Origin of the sequence: Streptomyces sp. NPDC089424, assembly GCF_044749345.1 — a bacterium.
Lineage (GTDB): Bacteria > Actinomycetota > Actinomycetes > Streptomycetales > Streptomycetaceae > Streptomyces.
The window spans coordinates 124,291-146,592 of sequence record NZ_JBIVHU010000008.1; the positions used below are offsets into that span (position 1 = coordinate 124,291).

Annotated in this window: 22 protein-coding genes; 15 read left to right on the forward strand and 7 right to left on the reverse strand. The window is 71.0% G+C overall.

Features of this window, described 5'->3' with window-relative positions; genetic code table 11:
* Positions 1-26 precede the first annotated feature (26 nt).
* Positions 27-1,067: a septation protein SepH gene (gene sepH / locus ACIP2X_RS29685; RefSeq protein ID WP_401678561.1), complete on the reverse strand. Its 1,041-nt coding sequence runs from the start codon at positions 1,065-1,067 to the stop codon at positions 27-29.
* Between the two features lie 470 nt (positions 1,068-1,537).
* On the opposite strand from sepH, the gene ACIP2X_RS29690 reads away from it, so the two are divergent.
* Positions 1,538-2,365 (forward strand): hypothetical protein, encoded by an 828-nt coding sequence (locus ACIP2X_RS29690; protein WP_401678564.1) that lies wholly within the window; start codon positions 1,538-1,540, stop codon positions 2,363-2,365.
* Here the strand turns inward: ACIP2X_RS29690 and ACIP2X_RS29695 are convergent.
* Entirely contained in the window at positions 2,289-3,617 is a 1,329-nt protein-coding gene (locus tag ACIP2X_RS29695; RefSeq protein WP_401678567.1) for a D-arabinono-1,4-lactone oxidase, read from the reverse strand. The two genes, ACIP2X_RS29690 and ACIP2X_RS29695, sit on opposite strands and share 77 nt — an antisense overlap.
* The gene (locus tag ACIP2X_RS29700; RefSeq protein WP_401678570.1) at positions 3,577-4,815 is read right to left on the reverse strand and encodes an MFS transporter; all 1,239 of its coding nucleotides are present in this window, start codon (positions 4,813-4,815) and stop codon (positions 3,577-3,579) included. Before ACIP2X_RS29700 ends, ACIP2X_RS29695 begins: the two co-directional genes overlap by 41 nt.
* Positions 4,816-5,022: 207 nt before the next feature.
* Here ACIP2X_RS29700 and ACIP2X_RS29705 point away from each other — a divergent pair, with 207 nt between their 5' ends.
* Both ACIP2X_RS29705 and ACIP2X_RS29710 read left to right on the forward strand, forming a co-directional pair.
* Positions 5,023-6,150, forward strand: a complete 1,128-nt coding sequence (locus ACIP2X_RS29705; RefSeq protein WP_401678572.1) for a ferrochelatase — start codon at positions 5,023-5,025, stop codon at positions 6,148-6,150.
* A gap of 8 nt (positions 6,151-6,158) precedes the next feature.
* A complete protein-coding gene (locus ACIP2X_RS29710) occupies positions 6,159-6,974 on the forward strand; it encodes an inositol monophosphatase family protein (RefSeq protein WP_401678575.1) in 816 nt (271 codons plus the stop codon).
* An 87-nt stretch (positions 6,975-7,061) separates the two neighbouring features.
* On the opposite strand, the gene ACIP2X_RS29715 is transcribed toward ACIP2X_RS29710, so the two are convergent.
* Positions 7,062-7,235 carry a hypothetical protein gene (locus ACIP2X_RS29715; RefSeq protein WP_365460207.1) on the reverse strand — a complete coding sequence of 58 codons (174 nt, stop codon included), beginning with the start codon at positions 7,233-7,235 and terminating at the stop codon, positions 7,062-7,064.
* A 417-nt stretch (positions 7,236-7,652) separates the two neighbouring features.
* Between ACIP2X_RS29715 and ACIP2X_RS29720 the strand changes: the two genes are divergently transcribed.
* The 4 genes from ACIP2X_RS29720 (at position 7,653) to ACIP2X_RS29735 (ending at position 11,184) form a co-directional block, all read left to right on the forward strand.
* Positions 7,653-8,306: a response regulator transcription factor gene (locus tag ACIP2X_RS29720; RefSeq protein ID WP_007385219.1), complete on the forward strand. Its 654-nt coding sequence runs from the start codon at positions 7,653-7,655 to the stop codon at positions 8,304-8,306.
* Positions 8,307-8,312: 6 nt separating this feature from the next.
* Positions 8,313-9,545, forward strand: a complete 1,233-nt coding sequence (locus ACIP2X_RS29725; protein WP_401678579.1) for a sensor histidine kinase — start codon at positions 8,313-8,315, stop codon at positions 9,543-9,545.
* 390 nt (positions 9,546-9,935) lie between these two features.
* Positions 9,936-10,232 carry a DUF4193 domain-containing protein gene (locus ACIP2X_RS29730; protein ID WP_003993510.1) on the forward strand — a complete coding sequence of 99 codons (297 nt, stop codon included), beginning with the start codon at positions 9,936-9,938 and terminating at the stop codon, positions 10,230-10,232.
* Positions 10,233-10,245: 13 nt separating this feature from the next.
* Positions 10,246-11,184 carry a hypothetical protein gene (locus ACIP2X_RS29735; RefSeq protein WP_401678582.1) on the forward strand — a complete coding sequence of 313 codons (939 nt, stop codon included), beginning with the start codon at positions 10,246-10,248 and terminating at the stop codon, positions 11,182-11,184.
* Between the two features lie 29 nt (positions 11,185-11,213).
* Here the strand turns inward: ACIP2X_RS29735 and ACIP2X_RS29740 are convergent, their stop codons facing one another.
* The gene (locus tag ACIP2X_RS29740; RefSeq protein ID WP_401678585.1) at positions 11,214-11,684 is read right to left on the reverse strand and encodes a DUF3093 domain-containing protein; all 471 of its coding nucleotides are present in this window, start codon (positions 11,682-11,684) and stop codon (positions 11,214-11,216) included.
* A 58-nt stretch (positions 11,685-11,742) separates the two neighbouring features.
* Between ACIP2X_RS29740 and ACIP2X_RS29745 the strand changes: the two genes are divergently transcribed.
* The 7 genes from ACIP2X_RS29745 to ACIP2X_RS29775 all read left to right on the forward strand — a co-directional run bounded on the left by ACIP2X_RS29745 (position 11,743) and on the right by ACIP2X_RS29775 (position 18,339).
* The gene (locus ACIP2X_RS29745; protein ID WP_401678588.1) at positions 11,743-12,327 is read left to right on the forward strand and encodes a PaaI family thioesterase; all 585 of its coding nucleotides are present in this window, start codon (positions 11,743-11,745) and stop codon (positions 12,325-12,327) included.
* A complete protein-coding gene (gene dut / locus ACIP2X_RS29750; RefSeq protein WP_401678591.1) occupies positions 12,324-12,875 on the forward strand; it encodes a dUTP diphosphatase in 552 nt (183 codons plus the stop codon). The genes ACIP2X_RS29745 and dut overlap by 4 nt, the downstream gene beginning before the upstream one ends.
* 1 nt (position 12,876) lies before the next feature.
* Entirely contained in the window at positions 12,877-13,641 is a 765-nt protein-coding gene (locus ACIP2X_RS29755) for a DUF3710 domain-containing protein (protein ID WP_401678594.1), read from the forward strand.
* A 184-nt stretch (positions 13,642-13,825) separates the two neighbouring features.
* Complete coding sequence (locus ACIP2X_RS29760) at positions 13,826-16,366, forward strand: ATP-binding protein (RefSeq protein ID WP_401678597.1); 2,541 nt, start codon at positions 13,826-13,828, stop codon at positions 16,364-16,366.
* On the forward strand, positions 16,360-17,073 hold the full coding sequence (locus ACIP2X_RS29765; protein ID WP_401678600.1) for a response regulator: 714 nt from the start codon (positions 16,360-16,362) through the stop codon (positions 17,071-17,073). The genes ACIP2X_RS29760 and ACIP2X_RS29765 overlap by 7 nt, the downstream gene beginning before the upstream one ends.
* A gap of 123 nt (positions 17,074-17,196) precedes the next feature.
* Positions 17,197-17,595 (forward strand): OB-fold nucleic acid binding domain-containing protein, encoded by a 399-nt coding sequence (locus tag ACIP2X_RS29770; RefSeq protein ID WP_365457928.1) that lies wholly within the window; start codon positions 17,197-17,199, stop codon positions 17,593-17,595.
* Between the two features lie 3 nt (positions 17,596-17,598).
* Positions 17,599-18,339: a DUF3159 domain-containing protein gene (locus ACIP2X_RS29775; RefSeq protein ID WP_401678603.1), complete on the forward strand. Its 741-nt coding sequence runs from the start codon at positions 17,599-17,601 to the stop codon at positions 18,337-18,339.
* Between the two features lie 84 nt (positions 18,340-18,423).
* Here ACIP2X_RS29775 and ACIP2X_RS29780 read toward each other — a convergent pair whose 3' ends face one another.
* Both ACIP2X_RS29780 and ACIP2X_RS29785 read right to left on the reverse strand, forming a co-directional pair.
* Positions 18,424-19,101 (reverse strand): potassium channel family protein, encoded by a 678-nt coding sequence (locus tag ACIP2X_RS29780; RefSeq protein ID WP_401678605.1) that lies wholly within the window; start codon positions 19,099-19,101, stop codon positions 18,424-18,426.
* On the reverse strand, positions 19,101-19,772 hold the full coding sequence (locus ACIP2X_RS29785) for an NAD-binding protein (RefSeq protein WP_401678608.1): 672 nt from the start codon (positions 19,770-19,772) through the stop codon (positions 19,101-19,103). Before ACIP2X_RS29785 ends, ACIP2X_RS29780 begins: the two co-directional genes overlap by 1 nt.
* Before the next feature lie 453 nt (positions 19,773-20,225).
* Between ACIP2X_RS29785 and ACIP2X_RS29790 the strand changes: the two genes are divergently transcribed.
* Entirely contained in the window at positions 20,226-22,286 is a 2,061-nt protein-coding gene (locus ACIP2X_RS29790) for an APC family permease (RefSeq protein ID WP_401678611.1), read from the forward strand.
* Positions 22,287-22,302 lie beyond the last annotated feature (16 nt).

Sequence of the window (22,302 nt, forward strand, 5' to 3'; positions counted from 1 at the left end):
TGGCGACGACGGCCGTGCCGCCGGTACTACTCCTGCTTCTTGCGTCGCGTCCCGAACACGATCTCGTCCCAGCTCGGGACCGCCGCTCTGCGCCCGGGGCGGACGCCGTCCGCCTCAGCCTGCCGGTCGGTGGCGCCGACCAGGCGGTCACGGTGGCTGCCCACGGAGCGTGGCATGAGGACGTCCGCGTAGGCGGAACCGGCCGAGGCCGCGGGCGCCGGGGGCTCCTCCGCCTCGGGTTCGGGGGCGGGCTCCTCCACCGGTTCGGGCGCGGGACGCTCCGGGACCACCAGGTCGCCCCGGAAGCTCGGCACCGCCTCCAGGAGGCTGGTCAGCGAGTCCCGCTCGGCCACGCCCTCCTCGACCGGATCGACCGCGGGCGGCGGCAGGCTCGGCCGCTCCCGCTCCCGCTCCAGGGGACGGTCCACCGTCCGCTCGCGCGGCAGCCGTGCGATGCGCGGCACGAAGGGAAAGCTGGGCTCGGGCGTGCCGAGGTCGTCGGCCTCGCCGATCAGAGAACGGGCCTCGTCGTCGACGGCCTGGACGAGCCGCCGGGGCGGGTCGTACGTCCAGCTCGCCGAGTGCGGTTCGCCCGCGACGACATAGACCAGCAGCACTTCCCAGGTGCCGTCGTCACGGCGCCAGGAGTCCCACTGCACGGTGTCCTTCTCGGCGCCGCGCAGCACCAACCGCTCCTGCACGGCCTCGCCGAGCAAGGGACCGGAGTTCTCGCCGGGGCGTCGGACCGGGGTCTTGCGGGCCCGCTCGGCCATGAACGCGCGCTCGGCCAGCACGGGGCCCTCGAAGCGACGTACGCGATCGACGGGGATGCCCGCCATCTGGGCGACCTCTTCCGCGGTCGCGCCCGCACGTATCCGCGCCTGGATGTCTCGGGGGCGGAGATGGCTCTCCACCTCGATCTCGATCTGGCCGAGGCGGGGACGGTCGCCGCGCACGGCGGCGCGGAGCCGTTCGTCGATCGGAAGCGTGTACTCCGTGCTGTCCGCAGCCTTCAGCACCAGCCGTGTGCCGTCATTGGAGACGGCCACGACACGCAGTTCGGGCATGGGGACCTCCCGGGTGGTGCCTGCCGACGTCACGTGCGTCGCTGCTTCCGCTAGTCGAGTGTGGCCTGCCCGGGTGCAGCCTGCCACAACCTTGCCGAGTTGCCCGGCGTGTCGGGCACAGGGCCCCCGACGCCGTTATGGCACGGTTACCTATTCGCAACGCTAAGTGACCAACTCCGTCACCCTGTGCAACTTGCCCCCTCCCGGCGGTCCACCGAGGTCGCGGACGCCCAGGCGGGAGACCGGACCCAGGGCTCGCAACAGTACTCCATTTGGACCACGTGCGTGGATTGGCGCGCCGCTCAACTTCTCCCGAGGGACGGTACTTGGCCGCCGCTGACGGATTTTCCTGATCACGTACGTGGCGTACTTCACGGAATCAACGGATACGGAACTACCGCTTTCGGCCGTACGTCCCCCTCTCGTACCCCCAGTCGATCAAGTACGGGAAAGGCAGGCAAGGCACCGGAATGCGTGAAAGGCCCGAAGTCGTCCAGGAGTCGAGCACCGGGGAGGAGAAGGAACGACGGCGGATCGACCTGAGCGTGCCCCAGGTGGCGGGCGGCGCCGTGGCCGCCGTGGTGGCCGCCAAACTCGCCTCGTACTTCGGGGTGTACGGCACCATCCTCGGTGCCGGGCTCGTCAGCGTCGTCGCCACCTGCGGCGGTTCGCTGTTCCAGCACTTCTTCACCCGAACCGGCGAGCAGCTCCGTGACACCCGGGTGCCGGCCCCCACGGCGGAGCAAGCCCCGCGTGCGCCGGGCGAGTTCTCCGCGGGCACGGTCCACCGCGCGCGGGTCAGAGGCCCCAAGCGCCCCCTGCTGGCGGCCGCCCTGGTCTTCGGCGTCACGATGGCGGGCATCACCACGTTCGAACTGGCCTCCGGCAGCAGCTTCAGCGGCAAGGGCGACACGACGGTCGGCGACGCCCTCTCCCGCCAAGGCGGCTCGTCCCCGGACTCCGGGGACCCCGAGACCCCCGAGGGCTCCGGCGGTTCCGGCGACTCCGACTCCGGTTCCGTCGGGGGCGGTTTCACACCGGCGCCTTCCACGACTCCCGGCACCCCGGAGGGTGCCACTCCGTCCGACGGCGCCTCCTCGGGCGGTGACAACGGCGGTACGGCGGGGGATGCGACGGCCGAGCCCGGCCCGGGCGGGAGCGAAGAGGGCGAACAGGGCACCGGCGAGGAGCCGGCGGCGACCCCCACGCCCAGCGCGCCCGCTACGGACCCAGCACCCTCCGCAAGTAGTCGTTCTGGAAGCGGCGATCCGGATCCAGCCGATCCCGCAGCGCCGTGAACTCCCCGAAGCGCGGATAGACCCCGGCGAAGTACTCCGCGTCCCGCGTGTGCACCTTGCCCCAGTGCGGCCGCCCCTCGTACGCGGTGAAGATCCGTTCCGCGGCCGTGAAGTACGCCTGATGGGGGGTGCCCTGGAACATGTGGACGGCGATGTAGGCGGTGTCCCGGCCCGACGCCGTGGACAGCGTGATGTCGTCGGCCGGGGCGGTGCGCACCTCGACGGGGAAGCTCACCCGCAGCCGGGACCGGTCGACCGTCGCCTTCAGCTCGCGCAGCGCCTCCACGACCGCCTCGCGCGGGAGGGCGTACTCCATCTCCACGAACCGCACCCGGCGCGGGGAGGTGAAGACCTTGTACGGGATGTCCGTGTAGGTGCGGGCGGAGAGGGCCTTGCTGGAGATCCGGGCGATCGCCGGAATGCTCGCCGGCGCGGCGCGGCCGACCCAGTTGGCCACCTGGAAGACCCCGTTGGAGAGGAACTCGTCCTCGAACCAGCCCTTGACCGGCCCCACCGGGCGCTCCGGCCCGGCGCTGCGGTTGTTGCGCTTGGTGTTGGTGTTTCCGGTGTGCGGGAACCAGTAGAACTCGAAGTGCTCGTTCTCGGCCCAGAGTTCGTCGAACGAGCTGGTGACCCGGTCGAAGGTCATCGGCTCCTCGCGCGCGGTGAGCAGGAAGAGCGGCTCGACGGCGAAGGTGATCGCGGTGACGATGCCGAGGGCGCCGAGGCCGATCCGGGCGGCCGCGAAGAGAGCCCGCTCCTCCTCGGTCCCCGTGTCGGAGCAGGTGAGCACCGAGCCGTCGGCGGTGACCATCTCCAGGCCCCGGATCTGGGCGGCGATGGAGGCGGAGTCGCGGCCGGTGCCGTGCGTGCCGGTACTGGTGGCCCCGGAGACCGTCTGCTCCATGATGTCGCCCATGTTCGTCAGCGACAGCCCCTCCCGCGCGAGGGCCAGGTTGAGCCTCTTGAGCGGGGTGCCGGCCTCGACCGTGACGGTGCCTGCCTCCCGGTCGATGTCGCGGATGCCGGTCAACAGTTGAGGGCGGATCAACACACCGTCCGTCGCCGCTATGGACGTGAAGGAGTGCCCGCTGCCGACGGCCTTGACCGTGAGGCCTTCCTCCGCCGCCCGCCGTACCGCCTCGGTCAGCTCCTCCACGGAGGCGGGCGTGACCGCCCGTGCCGGGCGGGCGGCGACAGTGCCGCCCCAGTTACGCCACGTGCCGTTCTTCCCGTTCGCCGTGCTGCTCAACGGTGCCTCCCCGACCCGGAGCCGGCCGCTTGAGCCGGCGGTACCCGAGGAAACCGACCGCGACCGCGACGGCTCCGGACACCGCCGGAACCCCGTACCCGGCGCGCGCACCGGCGGCGTCGATCACCCAGCCGGCCACGGAGGAGCCGAGCGCGACCCCCACCGCGAGCCCGGTGCTCACCCAGGTCATGCCCTCGGTCAGTTGCGCGCGTGGTACGTGCTCCTCGATCAGGGACATCGTCGTGATCATCGTGGGAGCGATGGACAGGCCCGCGACGAAGAGCGCCACGGCCAGAAACGGCAAGTTTCCGACCAGTAGGAGGGGGATCATACTCACGCCCATCGCACACACACCCAGCAGCCACCGAGGTTCGGGCGCTCTCTTGAAGTGCACGAGCCCGAAAACGGCACCCGCCACGCAGGAGCCCAGCGCGTAGACGGCGAGGACCACGCTGGCCGCCGCCTTGTGGCCCTGCTCGTCGGCGAAGGCCACCGTGACCACGTCCACGGAACCGAAGATCGCGCCGGTGGCGGCGAAGGTGCTCACCAGGACCTGCAGGCCGGGGGAGCGCAGTGCGGAGCCACCGCCGCGCCGCTCGCGCGGGTGCGGGGCGGGCTCCGTGGCCCGTTGCGCGGTCAGCCAGAACACACCGGCCGCCAGGAAGCAGGCCGCCAGCAGCGGGCCCGCCTCCGGGAACCACGCGGTGGACAGGCCGATGGAGAAGATCGGCCCGAAGATGAAGCAGATCTCGTCCACCACGGACTCGAAGGAGTACGCGGTGTGCAGCTGCGGCGTACCCCGGTACAGCGCCGCCCAGCGGGCCCTGATCATCGCGCCGACGCTGGGCACGCACCCGATGCCCACGCACGACACGAACAGCACCCAGTCCGGCCACCCGTAGTGCGCGGCGAGCAGCAGCACGGCCGCCGCGCACAGCGCCAGCAGGGTCGCCGGACGCAGCACCCGCCGCTGTCCGTACTGGTCGACCAGACGCGAGACCTGGGGGCCCGCCGCCGCCGCCGACAGCGCGATGGTGGCCGACAGGGCGCCCGCCAGCCCGTACCGCCCGGTGAGCTGGGAGATCATCGTGACCACGCCGATGCCCATCATCGACAGCGGCATCCGGCCGAGGAACCCCGCGGCGGAGAAGCCCTTGGAGCCGGGTGCGGCGAACAGGGCGCGGTAGGGGCTGGGCACTGGGTCTCCGGGCGGTTCGGAAGGGGCGGCGAGGGGCCGGAACCGCCGCATGCGCGCGCGGCACGGCTCGTACCGGTGGGGTAAGGCGCGAAGTCGGCGGATACAGCTTACGAGTGCGGTGACCCCGATGCACCCACGGGTATGGCTCCGTGCGCGTGCGGCACCGCCGTTGCGGCAGTGTCGGTGCCGGGTGGCAGGATCGGAGGCATGCCAGACGCGCTCGATGCCACCCCCTACGACGCCCTGCTCCTGCTCTCCTTCGGCGGCCCGGAAGGGCCGGACGACGTGGTCCCGTTCATGGAGAACGTGACGCGCGGGCGCGGCATCCCCAAGGAACGCCTCAAGGAGGTCGGCGGGCACTACTTCCTCTTCGGCGGGGTCAGCCCGATCAACGACCAGAACCGCGCCCTGCTGGACGCCCTGCGCAAGGACTTCGCGGACCACGGCCTTCAGCTCCCGGTCTACTGGGGAAACCGCAACTGGGCGCCGTACCTCACGGACACCCTGCGCGACATGGTCCGCGACGGCCGCCGCCGCATCCTGGTCCTCGCCACCAGCGCCTACGCCTCGTACTCGGGCTGCCGGCAGTACCGCGAGAACCTCGCCGACGCGCTGGCCGCCCTTCAGGACGAGGGCCTGGAACTGCCGAAGATCGACAAGCTGCGGCACTACTTCAACCACCCCGGCTTCGTGGAGCCCATGGTGGAGGGCGTGCTCCGGTCCCTGGCCTCCCTGCCCGAGGACGTGCGCGACGGCGCGCACCTCGCCTTCACCACCCACTCCATCCCTCTCTCGGCCGCCGACACCTCCGGCCCGGTCGAGGAGCACGGGGACGGCGGGGCCTACGTCCGGCAGCACCTTGACGTCGCCGGGCTGATCGCCGACGCCGTACGCGAGCGCACCGGTGTCGACCACCCCTGGCAGCTCGTCTACCAGTCGCGCTCCGGCGCCCCGCACATCCCGTGGCTGGAGCCGGACATCTGCGACCACCTCGAGGAGCGGCACGCGGCGGGCGTCCCGGCCGTCGTGATGGCCCCCATCGGCTTCGTCTCCGACCACATGGAGGTCCTCTACGACCTCGACACGGAGGCCAAGGCCAAGGCCGAGGAGCTGGGTCTGCCGGTGCGCCGCTCGGCCACCGTGGGCGCCGACCCGAGGTTCGCCGCCGCGATCCGTGACCTCGTCCGGGAGCGGGCCGCCGCCGAGCGTGGCCAGGAGGTCACGCCGTGCGCCCTGGGCGCGCTGGGCGCGAGCCACGACCTCTGCCCGGTGGGTTGCTGCCCCGCCCGCGCACCGCGTCCCGCCGCCGCGGGCGCCGACAGCCCCTACGCATGAGGAGCGACGTGACCGACGCCCACCACCTCGAACTGCTGGCGCTCGCCCAGGAAGCCGCACGCCGCGCCGGAGAGCTGCTGCGCGACGGCCGCCCGGCCGATCTCGCGGTGGCGGCCACCAAGTCAAGCCCGATCGACGTGGTGACCGAGATGGACATCGCGGCGGAGAAGCTGATCACCGATCTGATCTCCACCCGCCGGCCCGACGACGGGTTCCTCGGCGAGGAGGGCGCATCCAGCGAGGGCAGCAGCGGCGTCCGCTGGGTGATCGACCCGCTGGACGGCACGGTGAACTACCTCTACGGGCTTCCCACCTGGGCCGTCTCCATCGCGGCGGAGCAGCACGGCGAGACAGTGGTCGGGGTGGTCGCGGCGCCGATGCGCGGGGAGACGTACCACGCGGTACGCGGCGCCGGGGCCTGGGCCACGGGGGCCTGGGAGGGCGCACGCGAGCTCGCCTGCCGGCCGTCCGCGCCCCTGGAGCAGGCGCTGGTGTCCACCGGCTTCAACTACGTCACCACCGTCCGCGCCCACCAGGCCGAGGTCGCCCAGCGGCTGATCCCGCTGGTCCGGGACATCCGGCGCGGCGGTTCCGCCGCCGTGGACCTGTGCGACGTCGCCGCGGGCCGCCTCGACGGCTACTACGAGCGGGGACTCAACGCGTGGGACTACGCGGCCGGTGACCTGATCGCCCGGGAGGCGGGCGCCCTGACCGGGGGACGCCCCTCGGAGCGCCTTTCACCCGATCTGACGGTCGCGGGGACCCCCGGCGTCTTCGAGCCCCTCCAGCGGCTCCTGGAGGATTTCGGCGCCTGGCACGACTGACGCCTTCGGCCGCGAGACCTCTCCCGCACGCCACAGCACAGCGGGCCCCCGGCGCTGGACTCGCCGGGGGCCCGCTGTCGTGCTGGGTCAGACGCTGGTCGCGCCTACTTCCACACCGTGCTCGGCCGCGAGGCGGCGCAGGTCGTCGAGCTCGCCCTGCTCCACGTCGACGAGGAAGTCGTCGCCCTCGTCACGCGCCCGCGTCAGATCGGACTCGGTAGCCCTTATGCGCTGCAGAAGTCCTGCGGTGAATGCGTCCATGCTGCGCCCCCTCGTCCTGGGTCGTGGGTCGATGGCACGGGGGTGTGCCGTTCGGAAGGGGCGATCACGGCTCCCATGAGTGCCCAGCGCTGCCCTGCCGGGCGGCGACGGTGCCGGACACCCACGCCCACTCTGCGGAAGCGGACCGCGGCGTACCGCATGGTGCTGCGGCACAAGCAGAGCGTGATCGCGGGGTGTAAACCGTCCTCCCCCCAGTCCCTCCCGCAGAAACCTCAACCGGAAGAGGAAATCTCGCATTCCCGGATCCGGCCCCCGGTTCTCGCGACGCCGGCGGACTCCTCGCCTTACTGCCGACTTATGGCCGAAAAGGGCAGGATGGAGGTCCACACACCCCCGAAGCCCCCTGCTCGCGTGCGCCCGCCGGCGTCCCGTGGGCGGACACAGGAAGGACAAGCCGTGCGCGTACTCGTCGTCGAGGACGAGCAGCTGCTCGCCGATGCGGTGGCCACCGGACTGCGCCGGGAGGCCATGGCCGTCGACGTCGTGTACGACGGTGCGGCCGCCCTGGAACGCATCGGCGTCAACGACTACGACGTGGTCGTCCTCGACCGCGACCTCCCGCTGGTGCACGGCGACGACGTCTGCCGCAAGATCGTCGAGCTCGGCATGCCCACGCGGGTGCTGATGCTCACGGCGTCGGGCGACGTAAGCGACCGGGTCGAGGGCCTGGAGATCGGCGCCGACGACTACCTTCCGAAGCCCTTCGCCTTCAGCGAGCTGACGGCACGGGTGCGTGCGCTGGGCCGCCGGACCAGCGTGCCGCTGCCGCCGGTCCTGGAGCGCGCCGGGATCAAGCTCGACCCGAACCGCCGCGAGGTCTTCCGGGACGGCAAGGAGGTGCAGCTCGCGCCGAAGGAGTTCGCCGTGCTGGAGGTCCTGATGCGCAGCGAGGGCGCGGTCGTCTCGGCCGAGCAGCTCCTGGAGAAGGCCTGGGACGAGAACACCGACCCGTTCACCAACGTGGTGCGCGTGACCGTCATGACCCTGCGCCGCAAGCTGGGCGAGCCGCCGGTCATCGTGACCGTGCCCGGCTCCGGCTACCGGATCTGACCCGCGGTGGCCGCGCACCCCGCGCCTCCCCAGGCGCCTCCGAAGCCGACCTGGGACCCCAGGAAGGCAGCCCCTCCGTTCCCGCTGCTGCGGCCGACGATCCGGATACGGCTCACGCTGCTCTACGGCGGCATGTTCCTCATCGCCGGGATCATGCTGCTGTCGATCATCTACCTGTTCGCCGCCAACGCCATGAACGTCGGCAGCGATCTGCCGTTCAAGATCCTCTCCGGGCAGGTGGCCAGCGAGACCTGCAACTTCCCGGCCTCGCCGAGCGCGTCCGAGCTCAACCAGGCCATGAACGCCTGCGTCAACGAGCAGCGCCAGCACGCCCTGGACAATCTGCTCAGCCGCTCCCTGCTCGCCCTCCTCGGCCTCGCCGTGATCGCCTTCGCCTTCGGCTACGCGATGGCCGGCCGCGTCCTGTCGCCCCTGGGCCGGATCACCCGCACCGCCCGCGCGGTCGCCGGTTCGGACCTGTCCCGGCGGATCGAGCTGGACGGCCCGGACGACGAGCTCAAGGAGCTGGCCGACACCTTCGACGACATGCTGGAGCGGCTGCAGCGGGCCTTCACCGCCCAGCAGCGCTTCGTCGGCAACGCCTCCCACGAGCTGAGAACGCCGCTCGCGATCAACCGCACGCTGCTGGAGGTGCACCTGTCGGACCCGGGGGCGCCCGTGGAGCTCCAGCAGCTCGGCAAGACGCTGCTGGCCACCAACGAGCGCAGCGAGCAGCTCGTGGAGGGCCTGCTGCTGCTCGCCCGCAGCGACAACCAGGTCGTCGAGCGCGGGCCCGTGGACCTCGCCGAGGTGGCCTCGCAGGCCATGGACCAGGTGCACGCGGAGGCGGACGCCAAGGGCGTGCAGATGCGCGGCACCCGCGAGCCCGCGGTCGTCCAGGGCAACGGCGTCCTGCTGGAGCGGATCGCCCTGAACCTCGTGCAGAACGCCGTGCGGTACAACGTCCCCGAGGGCGGCTGGGTGGAGGTCACCACCGAGATCCAGCACGGCCAGGCCGTCATGGTCGTCGCGAACACCGGGCCGGTGGTGCCGGCGTACGAGGTGGAGAATCTGTTCGAGCCCTTCCGCAGGCTCCGCACGGAGCGCACGGGCAGCGACAAGGGCGTCGGTCTCGGCCTGTCCATCGTGCGGTCCGTGGCCCGGGCGCACGGCGGGCACATCGCGGCACGGCCCCGAGAGGGGGGCGGTCTCGTGATGCGCGTCACGTTCCCGATCTGAGAATCTGGGACACACCCGAGGATGTTCGCTTTGCGCGGAATTTTTGGGGCACTCGTCCGAGGGTTGCTTGTGTGATCGATCACAAAGGCGATTTTCCGGCCATCTACTCAGCGTGATCATGATGGTCCCGTAAAGCCCGGAAAATCCGGGTTTTCCAGGGCCTTGATCACGGGAAGTACACGGTGGGACCCCTTTGAAGTGCGACATTCGGACCGTGTACGGTCCCGATCGCCATCCAAGCCGATCACTCGTGAGGAGTCCGGTTGGGTGTCGATTGAGTAACAGACCTTGATGTGAGGCAAAATCTCCGCCTCGGGTCGGGCACAAGTCCGGCCTCTCACGCGTTACGTGCGCTGGAGACACCGCAGACACCCGGAGGGGGAGAGCGACATGGCAACCGACTACGACACCCCACGCAAGACCGACGACGACGTCGACTCGGACAGCTTGGAAGAACTGAAGGCCCGGCGGAACGACAAGTCCGCCTCGGCCGTCGACGTCGACGAGTTCGAGGCCGCAGAGGGGCTGGAGCTCCCCGGCGCAGACCTCTCGAACGAAGAACTGGCGGTCCGCGTACTGCCCAAGCAGCAGGACGAGTTCACCTGCATGAGCTGCTTCCTGGTGCACCACCGCAGCCAGCTGGCCAGGGAGAAGAACGGTCAGCCGATCTGCCGCGACTGCGACTGAGGCGGGGTCGGCCGTGACTGGCTCGACCCCACCTCGGAAGCGCCGCTTCCCCTGGGGAGCGGACTCAGGGCCGTCCGACGGCCCTCACGGCGCGCGTGACGACGAGCGAGGCTCTTCCGGTACGGGGCAGTTCCCCGCCGGGTCGGCCTCGCTCGAACCCGCCGGTGACCGGGCTGACCTCCCGGTACCGGCGCAGGGTCCCGCACCCGTCGCCCGGCGGCGGGCGGCGGTGATCCGGGACAGAGCCCGGGACCTGGCGAGGGAAGGCGCCCGCAAGGGCGGCCGGCACGCCAGGGCCGGCCTCGGGTACCTCGCCGACCGGCTCATCGAGATCGCCCCGCGGATCCCCGTACGGGACCTCGCGACGCTGCGCGGGCAGTTCCCGGGCCTCGGTCCCGAGCAGCTCGCCGACAAGCTCGTGGCGGGCGCGGCGAACGCCTCGGCGACGGTCGGAGCGGGCGTGGGAGCGGCCGCGATGCTGCCCATTCCGCCCGCGATGCCCACGGAACTGGCCGCGGAGATCACCGGGGTCGCGGCGATCGAGCTGAAGCTGATCGCGGAGCTCCACGAGGTCTACGGCGTCCGGCCGCCCGGCAACCTCAAGGACCGCAGCGGCGCCTACCTCAGATCGTGGTCCGAGGAGCGCGGCATCGACCCCATGAAGCCGAACACGGTCAACGCCGCTCTCGGCGGGCAGATGAAGCGCGAGCTGCGCCAGCAGATCATGAAGCGCATGGTGCGCAACCTGCCGAACCTGATGCCGTTCATGGTGGGCGCCGCGGTCGGCGCGGTCATGAACCGGCGCGACACCAAGAAACTCGCCGCCCGGATCCGGGCGGACCTGCGCAAGACGCAGGTGCCCTGGGACCACCTGACGGAGCTGCCGCCCCTGGAGCGGCCCGCGGACGCGTTGCCGATGGAGAACGGCCGCTACGGCGAGCTCGGGCACTGAGCGGCCCGTGACGGGCCGCCTCGGCCGGGCTACGCGGCGGCGGCCGCTTCCCGCGCCACCCTGATCGCCTCCGCCAGCCGCTGCGGCTCACGCGTCGACAGGTACAGGTACGGCGTGGGGTCGGCGGGGTCGCTGACCTCGACGCGCAGGGCTGTCGGCACGTAGGCGCGCAGCAGCATGAAGGCACGGGTGTCGGCCTTGTGCGTCCGCCAGGCCCGGGCCTCCTCCGGGTCGAGGATCTCGCTCTCGCCGAGCGCCGTGACCGGGATCTTCGCCTCGCCCGCGATCAGGGCGCCGCCCACCACGCGGATGCGGACCGACCCGTACGAACTCGCCGCGACCGCCGCGGTCGCCGTGCCGCCGACGAGGCCGCCCAGCATCGGCAGCGTGCCGAAGGGGAGCAGGATCAGGGCCAGCGAGGCCCCGGCCAGGAAGCTGATCAGCCACCAGGAGCGGGGCGCGGTGAGGCGTTCTTCGTAAGGGGCGGCGGAGAGCTGCATGACGTCAAGCTTGGCACGGTGTCCGCGCGCCGCCGACGCGCGGGTAAGGTCTGCGGCTGTGAGTGGTACATCCCCAGCTCTGACGCCTCCCGCCGACGCCACGAAGCCCGTGCGGCACGCCGACGCACCCGCCCCCGGTGTGCTGCTGGGCGCGCACTACGGCCAGTGCTTCGGCTGCGGTGGCGAGCAGCCGCACGGGCTGCACCTGGAGGCGCGGGCCGGCGAAGGGGTGTCGATCACCGCGGAGTTCACCGTCCGGCCCGAACACCAGGGCGCTCCCGGCCTCGCGCACGGAGGGGTGCTCGCCACGGCCCTGGACGAGACGCTCGGCTCGCTGAACTGGCTGCTGCGCACCGTCGCCGTGACGGGCCGGCTGGAGACCGACTTCGTGCGGCCGGTGCCGGTGGGCACCACGCTGCACCTCGCCGCGGAGGTGACCGCCGTGGCCGGACGGAAGATCTACTCCTCGGCCACCGGACGCATAGGCGCCCCGGACGGCCCGGTCGCCGTCCGCGCCGACGCCCTCTTCGTCGAGGTCAAGGTCGATCACTTCATCGACCACGGCCGCGAGGCGGAGATCCAGGCCGCCATGAACGACCCCGACCAGATCAGGCGCGCCCGTGCCTTCGAGGTGAACCCGTGACCAGCGACCCCGTGAACGTGCTGATCCGGCGCGTCGACGCGGACGTACCGCTTCCGACGTACGCGCACCCCGGTGACGCGGGAGCCGATCTGCGGACCACCGAGGCGTGCGAACTGGCGCCCGGCGAGCGGGCCGTGCTGCCCACCGGGGTGTCTGTCGCCCTGCCTGAGGGGTACGCGGCCTTCGTGCACCCACGTTCCGGTCTGGCCGCCCGCTGCGGTGTCGCCCTGGTGAATGCCCCGGGGACGGTTGATGCCGGGTACCGTGGGGAGATCAAGGTGATCGTGGTGAATCTCGACCCGCGCGAGAGCGTGCGGTTCGAGCGCTTCGACCGGATTGCCCAACTGGTCGTCCAGCAGGTCGAGAGGGTCCGCTTCCAGGAGGTCGCGGAGCTTCCCGACTCGGTGCGGGCCGAGGGGGGCTTCGGGTCCACCGGCGGTCATGCCGCGGTGGGCGACGAGAGCGGCACAAACGGTCATGCCGCCGTCGGCGGCAAGGCGGGTGGGAATCGATACGCTTCGGTCGTATCCGACCGGGAAGGACAGTGACGTGTTCGGACGTCGCAACAAGAAGGGTGCCGCCGAGGACGCGGCCGGCGAGGCCGAGCAGGTCGTCGACAGCGTCGACACTGAGGCGGACGAAGAGGTCGGGCGCGAGCGGGTACGGCTGGAGCCGGAGCCGCGCCCCGACGGACCGTGGGACAGCACCGAGGTGCGGAACCCGGCCGAGGGCCGGGTCGACCTGGGCGGACTGCTCGTGCCGGGAGTCGAGGGCATGGAGCTGCGGGTGGAGGTCGCCGGTGACGCGATCGTCGCGGCGACCGTGGTCCTGCGCGACAGCGCCGTCCAGCTCCAGGCCTTCGCCGCTCCCAAGCGCGAGGGCATCTGGGGCGAGGTGCGCGAGGAGATCGCCGGCGGCATCACGCAGCAGGGCGGCATCGTCGACGAGGTCGAGGGCCCGCTCGGCTGGGAGCTGCGGGCCCAGGTGCCGGTGCAGCTGCCGGACGGCACGGGCGGCTTCCAGGTCGTCCGGTTCGTCGGTGTGGACGGCCCGCGCTGGTTCCTGCGCGGTGTGATCTCCGGCCAGGGCGCCGTGCAGCCGCAGGCGGCCGGGCTGCTGGAGAACATCTTCCGGGACACGGTCGTGGTCCGCGGCGAGGGCCCGATGGCCCCCCGCGACCCCATCGTCCTCAAGCTGCCGAACGACGCGCAGATGGTCCCCGAGGGCGTCCAGCAGGACGACCAGGGCAGCTCGCGCTTCTCCGGCGGCATGGGACAGCTCCAGCGCGGACCGGAGATCACCGAGGTCCGCTGAGCCGGTACGACAGAGCGAGGGCCGCATCCCGACGGGGTGCGGCCCTCGGTCTTCGGTGCGTTCTTCGGTGCGTCAGAGTTCCGTCAAAGGCGTCCCCTCGCGCTCTCTGTGTCCGTTTTGCCCTGAACGTTGGCCGTAAGGTCGTCGCTGCGTACGCAGTTTGCAAAAGACGGACAATGAGGCCATGGCACGCGGCAAGCTTCGGATCTACCTCGGCGCGGCACCGGGAGTGGGCAAGACGTACGCCATGCTGTCCGAGGCCCATCGCCGGCTGGAGCGCGGCACGGACTGCGTGGTGGCCTTCGTCGAGCACCACGACCGGCCCAGAACCGAGGTGATGCTGCACGGTCTGGAGCAGGTCCCGCGCAGGCGGCTGGAGTACCGCGGCGGGACCTTCACGGAGATGGACGTGGACGCCGTCCTGGCCCGGCACCCGCAGGTCGCACTGGTGGACGAACTCGCGCACACCAACGTCCCGGGCTCACGCAACGCCAAGCGCTGGCAGGACGTCGCGGAACTGCTCGCGGCGGGCATCGACGTGGTGTCGACCGTCAACATCCAGCACCTGGAATCGCTGGGTGACGTGGTCGAGTCGATCACCGGGGTGCGGCAGCAGGAGACGGTGCCCGACGAGGTGGTGCGGCGGGCGGACCAGATCGAACTCGTCGACATGTCGCCACAGGCGCTGCGCCGCCGGATGGCGCACGGGAACGTCTACCAGCCCGACAAGGTGGACGCGGCGCTGTCGAACTACTTCCGGCCGGGGAACCTGACCGCGCTGCGGGAGCTGGCCCTGCTGTGGGTGGCGGACCGGGTCGACGAGTATCTGAAGCAGTACCGCAGTGAGCACCGGGTCTCGAAGATCTGGGGCTCGCGGGAGCGGATCGTGGTCGGTCTGACGGGCGGTCCCGAGGGACGGACCCTGATCCGGCGGGCGGCGCGGCTGGCCGAGAAGGGCGCAGGCGGCGAGGTGCTCGCCGTGTACATAGCGCGCAGCGACGGGCTGACGGCGGCCTCGCCGAAGGAGCTGGCGGTGCAGCGCACGCTCGTGGAGGACCTCGGCGGAACGTTCCACCATGTCGTCGGGGACGACATACCGGCCGCGCTGCTGGACTTCGCGCGCGGGGTGAACGCCACGCAGATCGTGCTGGGTTCCTCGCGGCGCAAGGCCTGGCAGTACGTGTTCGGGCCGGGCGTCGGCGCGACCGTGGCCCGGGACTCCGGCCCCGACCTGGACGTGCACATCGTGACGCACGGCGAGGCGGGCAAGGGGCGGGGACTTCCCGTCGCCCGGGGCGCGCGGCTGGGACGGGCCAGGATCATCTGGGGCTGGGCCGTGGGCCTCGCCGGTCCGGCGATCCTCGCGGTGGTGCTGAACGCCGTCGATCTCGGCCTCGCCAACAACGTGCTGCTCTTCCTGGCACTGACGGTGGCGGCGGCGCTGCTCGGCGGGCTGTTCCCGGCCCTCGCCGCGGCGGCCTTCGGATCGTTCCTGCTGAACTACTTCTTCACTCCGCCCCTGCACCGGCTGACCATCTCCGACACCCGGAACATCGTCGCGTTGGTGATCTTCGTGGCGGTCGCGGTGTCGGTGGCCTCCGTGGTGGACCTCGCGGCACGGCGCACGCACCAGGCGGCCCGGCTGCGGGCGGAGTCGGAGATCCTGTCCTTCCTCGCGGGCAACGTGCTGCGCGGCGAGACCAGCCTGGAGGCCCTGCTGGAGCGGGTGCGCGAGACCTTCGGGATGGAATCGGCCGCGCTGCTGGAGCGCGAGAGCGACGTCGACCCATGGACCTGCGTGGGCCGGGTCGGCGTCGGCGAGCCGCCGGCCCGCCCGGAGGACGCGGACGTGGACATGCCGGTCGGGGACCACCTGGCGCTGGCACTGACCGGGCGGGTGCTGCCGGCCGAGGACCGCCGGGTGCTGGCCGCGTTCGCCGCCCAGGCCGTGGTCGTGCTGGACCGCCGCCGGCTCCAGCAGGAGGCCGAGCAGGCCCGCGCGCTGGCCGAGGGCAACCGGATCCGCACGGCGCTGCTGGCCGCCGTCAGCCACGACCTGCGCACCCCCCTGGCCGGGATCAAGGCGTCCGTCTCCAGCCTGCGCTCGGACGACGTGGCGTGGTCCGAGGAGGACCGGGCGGAACTCCTCGAAGGCATCGAGGCGGGTGCCGACCGGCTCGACCACCTGGTGGGCAACCTGCTCGACATGTCCCGCCTGCAGACCGGCACTGTCACGCCGATCGTCCGCGAGACCGACCTCGACGAGGTCGTGCCGATGGCGCTGGGCGGCGTACCCGAGGACAGCGTGACCCTGGACGTGCCGGAGACCCTGCCCATGGTCCGGGTCGACGCCGGGCTGCTGGAGCGCGCGGTGGCCAACGTCGTCGAGAACGCGGTCAAGTACAGCCCCGACGGCACGCCGGTGCTGGTCTCCGCCAGCGCCCTCGCCGACCGCGTCGAGGTGCGCGTCGTGGACCGCGGCCCCGGGGTCCCGGACGACGAGAAGGAACGCATCTTCGAGCCGTTCCAGCGCTTCGGCGACGCCCCGCGCGGCGCCGGGGTCGGCCTCGGCCTCGCGGTCGCCCGCGGCTTCACGGAGGCGATGGGCGGCACCCTGAACGCCGAGGACACCCCCGGCGGCGGCCTCACCATGGTCCTCACCCTGCGCGCGGGGGCGCGTCCCGAGTCCCTCTCCGTACCCTCAGAAAGGCAGGCCTCATGGTGAGTTCCACTGGGGGTGCTCCCCAGACCCCCAGAGTGCTCGTGGTCGACGACGAGCCGCAGATCGTGCGCGCCCTGGTGATCAACCTCAAGGCGCGCAAGTACGAGGTCGACGCGGCCCACGACGGGGCGTCCGCCCTCCAGCTCGCCGCCGCCCGCCACCCCGACGTCGTGGTCCTCGACCTGGGGCTGCCCGACATGGACGGCGTCGAGGTGATCAAGGGACTGCGTGGCTGGACCCGGGTGCCGATCATCGTGCTGTCCGCGCGGCACTCCTCCGACGAGAAGGTCGAGGCGCTCGACGCCGGGGCGGACGACTACGTCACGAAGCCGTTCGGCATGGACGAGCTGCTCGCCCGGCTGCGGGCCGCCGTGCGGCGTGCCGAGCCCACCGGGGCCGGTGAGGACGAGGTGGTCGTGGAGACCGACGAGTTCACCGTCGACCTCGCCGCGAAGAAGGTCAACCGCGACGGCCGGGACGTGCGGCTGACGCCCACCGAGTGGCATCTGCTGGAGGTGCTGGTGCGCAACGCCGGCCGGCTGGTCAGCCAGAAGCAGCTGCTCCAGGAGGTGTGGGGGCCGTCGTACGGGACGGAGACGAACTATCTGCGGGTCTACATGGCGCAGCTGCGGCGGAAGCTGGAGGCCGACCCGTCGCATCCCAGGCACTTCATCACCGAGCCCGGGATGGGCTACCGCTTCGAGAAATGAGCCGGGGCGCGCGTCGCGGCACGATCCCGGCACGAGTCGGGGCCGTGCGCTCGGTTCGGGCGGTGGGACCGGGGTAGGTGACTGGGGGTACGTTGCTGTCAGTCACCCCGGTAGGCTTCAGACATGAGTGCTGTTCCTCGTTCCGACAAGCCGGTGGGCCGGTTCCGGCGCATGCTCGACCGGCTCTCCTCCTCGCAGGAGGACCTGGAGTCCGAGGAGCTGCGGGAGGACACCGAGACCGCGGGCTGTACGCGCATCGGCGACTGTCACGACCGGCAGATCGTCACCGTTACTGGTACCTTGCGCACGGTCACGCTGCGTCCGCGCGCGGGAGTCCCGGCCCTGGAGGCCGAGCTGTTCGACGGTTCCGCCGCACTGGACGTGGTGTGGCTCGGCCGGCGCTCCATCGTCGGAATAGAACCGGGACGCAAGCTGATCGCATCGGGCCGGATCTCGATGAGCCGGGGCCGCCGGGTGCTGTTCAACCCCAAGTACGAACTGAGACCCCTCGGACGGGAGTAGCCGGTGACGTCGCTCGACAAGCCGACTGAACACACCGAAGACACGGAGCACGAAGCCAGGGCAGTGACGGAGGCCGCGCTGTTCGAGGCCTTCGGCGGCGTGCGAGGCATGGTCGAGACGGTGCTGCCGGGCCTCCTCTTCGTGACCATCTTCACGATCAACAAGGACCTGCACCTGTCGGCGCTGGCCGCCCTCGGTGTGTCCGTGCTGCTCGTGGTGGTCCGCCTGGCGACGAGGGACACCGTCAAGCACGCCTTCAGCGGTGTCTTCGGCGTGGCCTTCGGTGTCGTCTTCGCGATGATGACCGGCAACGCCAAGGACTTCTACCTGCCCGGCATGCTGTACACGCTGGGCCTGGCGCTCGCGTACATCATCACGACGCTGGCCGGTGTGCCGCTGATCGGACTGATGCTCGGCCCGGTCTTCAAGGAGAACCTCTCCTGGCGCACCCGGAACCCGGGCCGCAAGAAGGCGTACGCCAAGGCCAGCTGGGCATGGGGTCTGATCCTGCTCGCCAAGTGCGCGATCCTCTTCCCGCTGTACTGGTGGGCCGACACCACGCAGCTCGGCTGGGTGCTGGTGGCGCTGAAGATCCCGCCCTTCCTGCTGGCGGTATGGCTGACCTGGGTCTTCCTGGCGAAGGCGCCGCCGCCCATCGATGTCTTCGCCGAGATGGAGGCGGAGGAGAAGCGCCGTGAGGCGGAGGAGGAGCGGCGCGGGGCCGAGGCACGGTCCGGCGAGTAGGCCTCCGGCGGCAGCTGGGAATTCAACGAGTGAGGGCGCCCCGCGAGTCGCGGGGCGCCCTCGTCGCCGTGGTGAGCCGGGCGGCTAGTCCACCGGGGGTTCGCGGCGGACCGACAGCAGGTCCTCCAACTGCTCCTCGCGGGCCTGTGCGGCCACGAAGAGCAGTTCGTCGCCCGCCTCCAGGGAGTCCTCCCGGGAAGGGGTGAGGACGCGGGTGCCGCGGATGATGGTGACCAGCGACGTGTCCTCGGGCCACTCGACGTCGCCGACCTGGGTGCCGGCCAGGGCCGACTCCTCGGGCAGCGTCAGCTCGACGAGGTTGGCGTCACCGTGGCTGAAGCGCAGCAGGCGGACCAGGTCGCCGACGCTGACCGCCTCCTCGACCAGGGCGGACATGAGGCGGGGCGTGGAGACGGCGACGTCGACTCCCCAGGACTCGTTGAACAGCCACTCGTTCTTCGGGTTGTTGACGCGGGCGACGACGCGCGGGACGCCGTACTCCGTCTTGGCGAGCAGCGAGACGACCAGGTTCACCTTGTCGTCGCCCGTCGCGGCGATCACGACGTTGCAGCGCTGGAGCGCCGCCTCGTCCAGGGACGTGATCTCGCAGGCGTCGGCGAGCAGCCACTCGGCCTGCGGGACGCGCTCGACCGAGATGGCGGTCGGCGCCTTGTCGACGAGCAGGACCTCGTGGCCGTTCTCCAGCAGCTCACCGGCGATCGACCGGCCGACCGCGCCGGCTCCGGCAATGGCGACGCGCATCAGTGACCGCCCTCCACTTCGGGGCCCTCGGCGAACGACGCCTCGACCTTCTCGACATCGTCGCTGCGCATCATCACGTGCACGAGGTCGCCCTCCTGCAGCACGGTCTGCGACGTGGGCAGTATGGCCTCGCCGAGCCGGGTGAGGAACGCCACGCGGACGCCGGTCTCCTCCTGCAGCTTGCTGATCTTGTGGCCGACCCAGGCGCTGGAGGCGTGCACCTCGGCGAGCTGGACGCCGCCGGTGGGATCGCGCCACAGCGGCTCGGAACCGGACGGCAGCAGGCGCCGCAGCATCTGGTCCGCGGTCCAGCGGACCGTGGCGACCGTCGGGATGCCGAGGCGCTGGTAGACCTCGGCGCGGCGGGGGTCGTAGATACGGGCGGCGACGTTCTCGACACCGAACATCTCGCGGGCCACCCGGGCGGCGATGATGTTGGAGTTGTCGCCGCTGGAGACCGCGGCGAAGGCGCCGGCCTCCTCGATGCCGGCCTCGCGCAGGGTGTCCTGGTCGAAGCCGACGCCGGTGACCCTGCGGCCGCCGAACGAGGAGCCCAGTCGTCGGAAGGCGGTGGGGTCCTGGTCGATCACGGCGACCGTGTGCCCCTGTTGCTCCAGGGTCTGGGCGAGAGCGGAACCCACTCTGCCGCAGCCCATGATGACGATGTGCACGACCGTCCTTCCGAGGTCAGGGATGTTGACTTGGCTTGAAACAGGGTCTCAGACCGCCGACCAAGCTACACACGCGCGGTCCGCGGCGGGGACCCCTGTGCACGGTTCGCGCCGATCAGCGCCCTCTGATGCTCCAGACGCTGAGAACGGTGAGGATGCCGAGGACGACCAGCGAGGCGAGGGCACCGATGAGCTCTGCGGTCGCGGGCATGGGACCTCCGGGGGAGAGGGGCAGGGAGCGGGGCATGGGGGGGCAGGCATGGAGGGGGTACATTCGGGAAGACCGTACGAAAAGATGGTCGAAACGGTCGTACGGAAAGGTTTTGTCATATAGACATGTGGGCGGTCTCGTCGGCCGGATCCGTGCCCTGACCTGCCGGGTATTTCACCCGGGGGGCAGATGCGGGGAGGCCGGTAGGCGGCCTCCTGTTCGAAGGCTTACGATCCTCTGTTGTGTCCAAACTGACCGACGTGCCCAAACGGATCCTGATCGGGCGCGCACTGCGCAGTGATCGGCTGGGCGAAACGCTCCTGCCGAAGCGCGTCGCACTCCCCGTCTTCGCTTCCGACCCGCTCTCCTCCGTGGCCTACGCGCCAGGCGAGGTGCTGCTCGTCCTGTCCATCGCGGGTTTGTCGGCCTATCACTTCAGTCCCTGGATCGCCGCCGCGGTCGTCGTACTGATGTTCACGGTCGTGGCCTCCTACCGGCAGAACGTCCACGCCTACCCGAGCGGTGGCGGTGACTACGAGGTCGCGACCACCAACCTCGGCCCCAAGGCCGGTCTCACCGTCGCCAGCGCCCTGCTCGTCGACTACGTCCTGACCGTCGCGGTCTCCATCTCCTCCGGCATCGAGAACCTCGGCTCGGCCATTCCGTTCGTCGTCGAGCACAAGGTGTTCTGCGCCACGGCCGTGATCGTGCTGCTGACCCTGATGAACCTGCGGGGGGTCAAGGAGTCCGGCAAGCTCTTCGCGATTCCGACGTACGTCTTCGTCACGGGCGTGTTCATCATGATCGCCTGGGGCTCCTTCCGCGGCCTGGTGCTGGGCGACACGATGCGGGCCCCGACGGCCGACTTCGAGATCAAGCCCGAGCACCAGGGCCTCGCGGGCTTCGCGCTCGTCTTCCTGTTGCTGCGGGCCTTCTCCTCCGGCTGCGCCGCGCTCACCGGCGTGGAGGCGATCTCCAACGGCGTCCCCGCCTTTCGCAAGCCCAAGTCGCGCAACGCGGCCACCACGCTGGCGCTGATGGGCCTGCTGGCCGTCACCATGTTCTGCGGCATCATCGGCCTCGCCATGGCCTCCAACGTGCGGATGGCCGAGAACCCGTCCCACGACCTGCTCGTCAACGGCGTGCCGGTCGGCTCCGACTACGTCCAGAACCCGGTGATCTCGCAGGTCGCCGAGGCCGTGTTCGGCAAGGGCAGCTTCCTGTTCATCGTGCTGGCCGCGGCCACCGCCCTGGTGCTGTTCCTTGCGGCGAACACGGCGTACAACGGCTTCCCGGTGCTCGGCTCGATCCTCGCCCAGGACCGTTACCTCCCGCGCCAGCTGCACACGCGCGGGGACCGTCTCGCCTTCTCCAACGGCATCGTGCTGCTGGCCGGCGCCGCCGCGCTGCTGGTCTGGGTCTACGGCGCCGACTCCACGCGTCTGATCCAGCTGTACATCGTCGGGGTGTTCGTCTCCTTCACGCTCAGCCAGATCGGCATGGTCCGGCACTGGAACCGCCACCTGGCCACCGAGACCGACCTCGCCAAGCGCCGTCACATGGTCCGCTCCCGGGCGATCAACACCTTCGGCGCCTTCTTCACCGGACTCGTCCTGGTCGTCGTCCTGGTCACCAAGTTCACCCACGGCGCCTGGGTCGCGCTGCTCGGCATGGTGATCTTCTACGCGACCATGACCGCGATCCGCCGCCACTACGACCACGTGGCCAAGGAACTCGCCGCCCCCGACGGTCCCAGCGACGACAGCGTCCGGCCGGCGCGGATCCACTCCGTGGTGCTGATCTCCAAGATCCACCGCCCGGCGCTGCGGGCCCTGGCCTACGCCAAGCTGCTGCGCGCGGACACCTTGGAGGCGCTCAGCGTCAACGTCGACCCGGCGGACACCAAGGCGCTGCGCGACGAGTGGGAGCGGCGGGGCATCACCGTGCCGCTGAAGGTGCTGGACTCGCCGTACCGCGAGGTCACGCGGCCCGTCATCGAGTACGTGAAGAGCCTGCGGCGGGAGTCGCCGAGGGACGTGGTCTCCGTGATCATCCCCGAGTACGTGGTCGGGCATTGGTACGAGCACCTGCTGCACAACCAGAGCGCACTGCGCCTCAAGGGCCGGCTGCTGTTCACACCGGGCGTGATGGTGACGTCGGTGCCCTACCAGCTGGAGTCCTCGGAGGTCGCGAAGAAGCGGGCCGGCAAGCGCCAGGACTGGAACGCGCCGGGTGCGGTGCGGCGGGGACCGGCGCAGGACCACAGCAAGGAGCAGGCGAAGGAGCCCAGCGGCAGGGAGTGAGCCCGGCTTCTTCGGT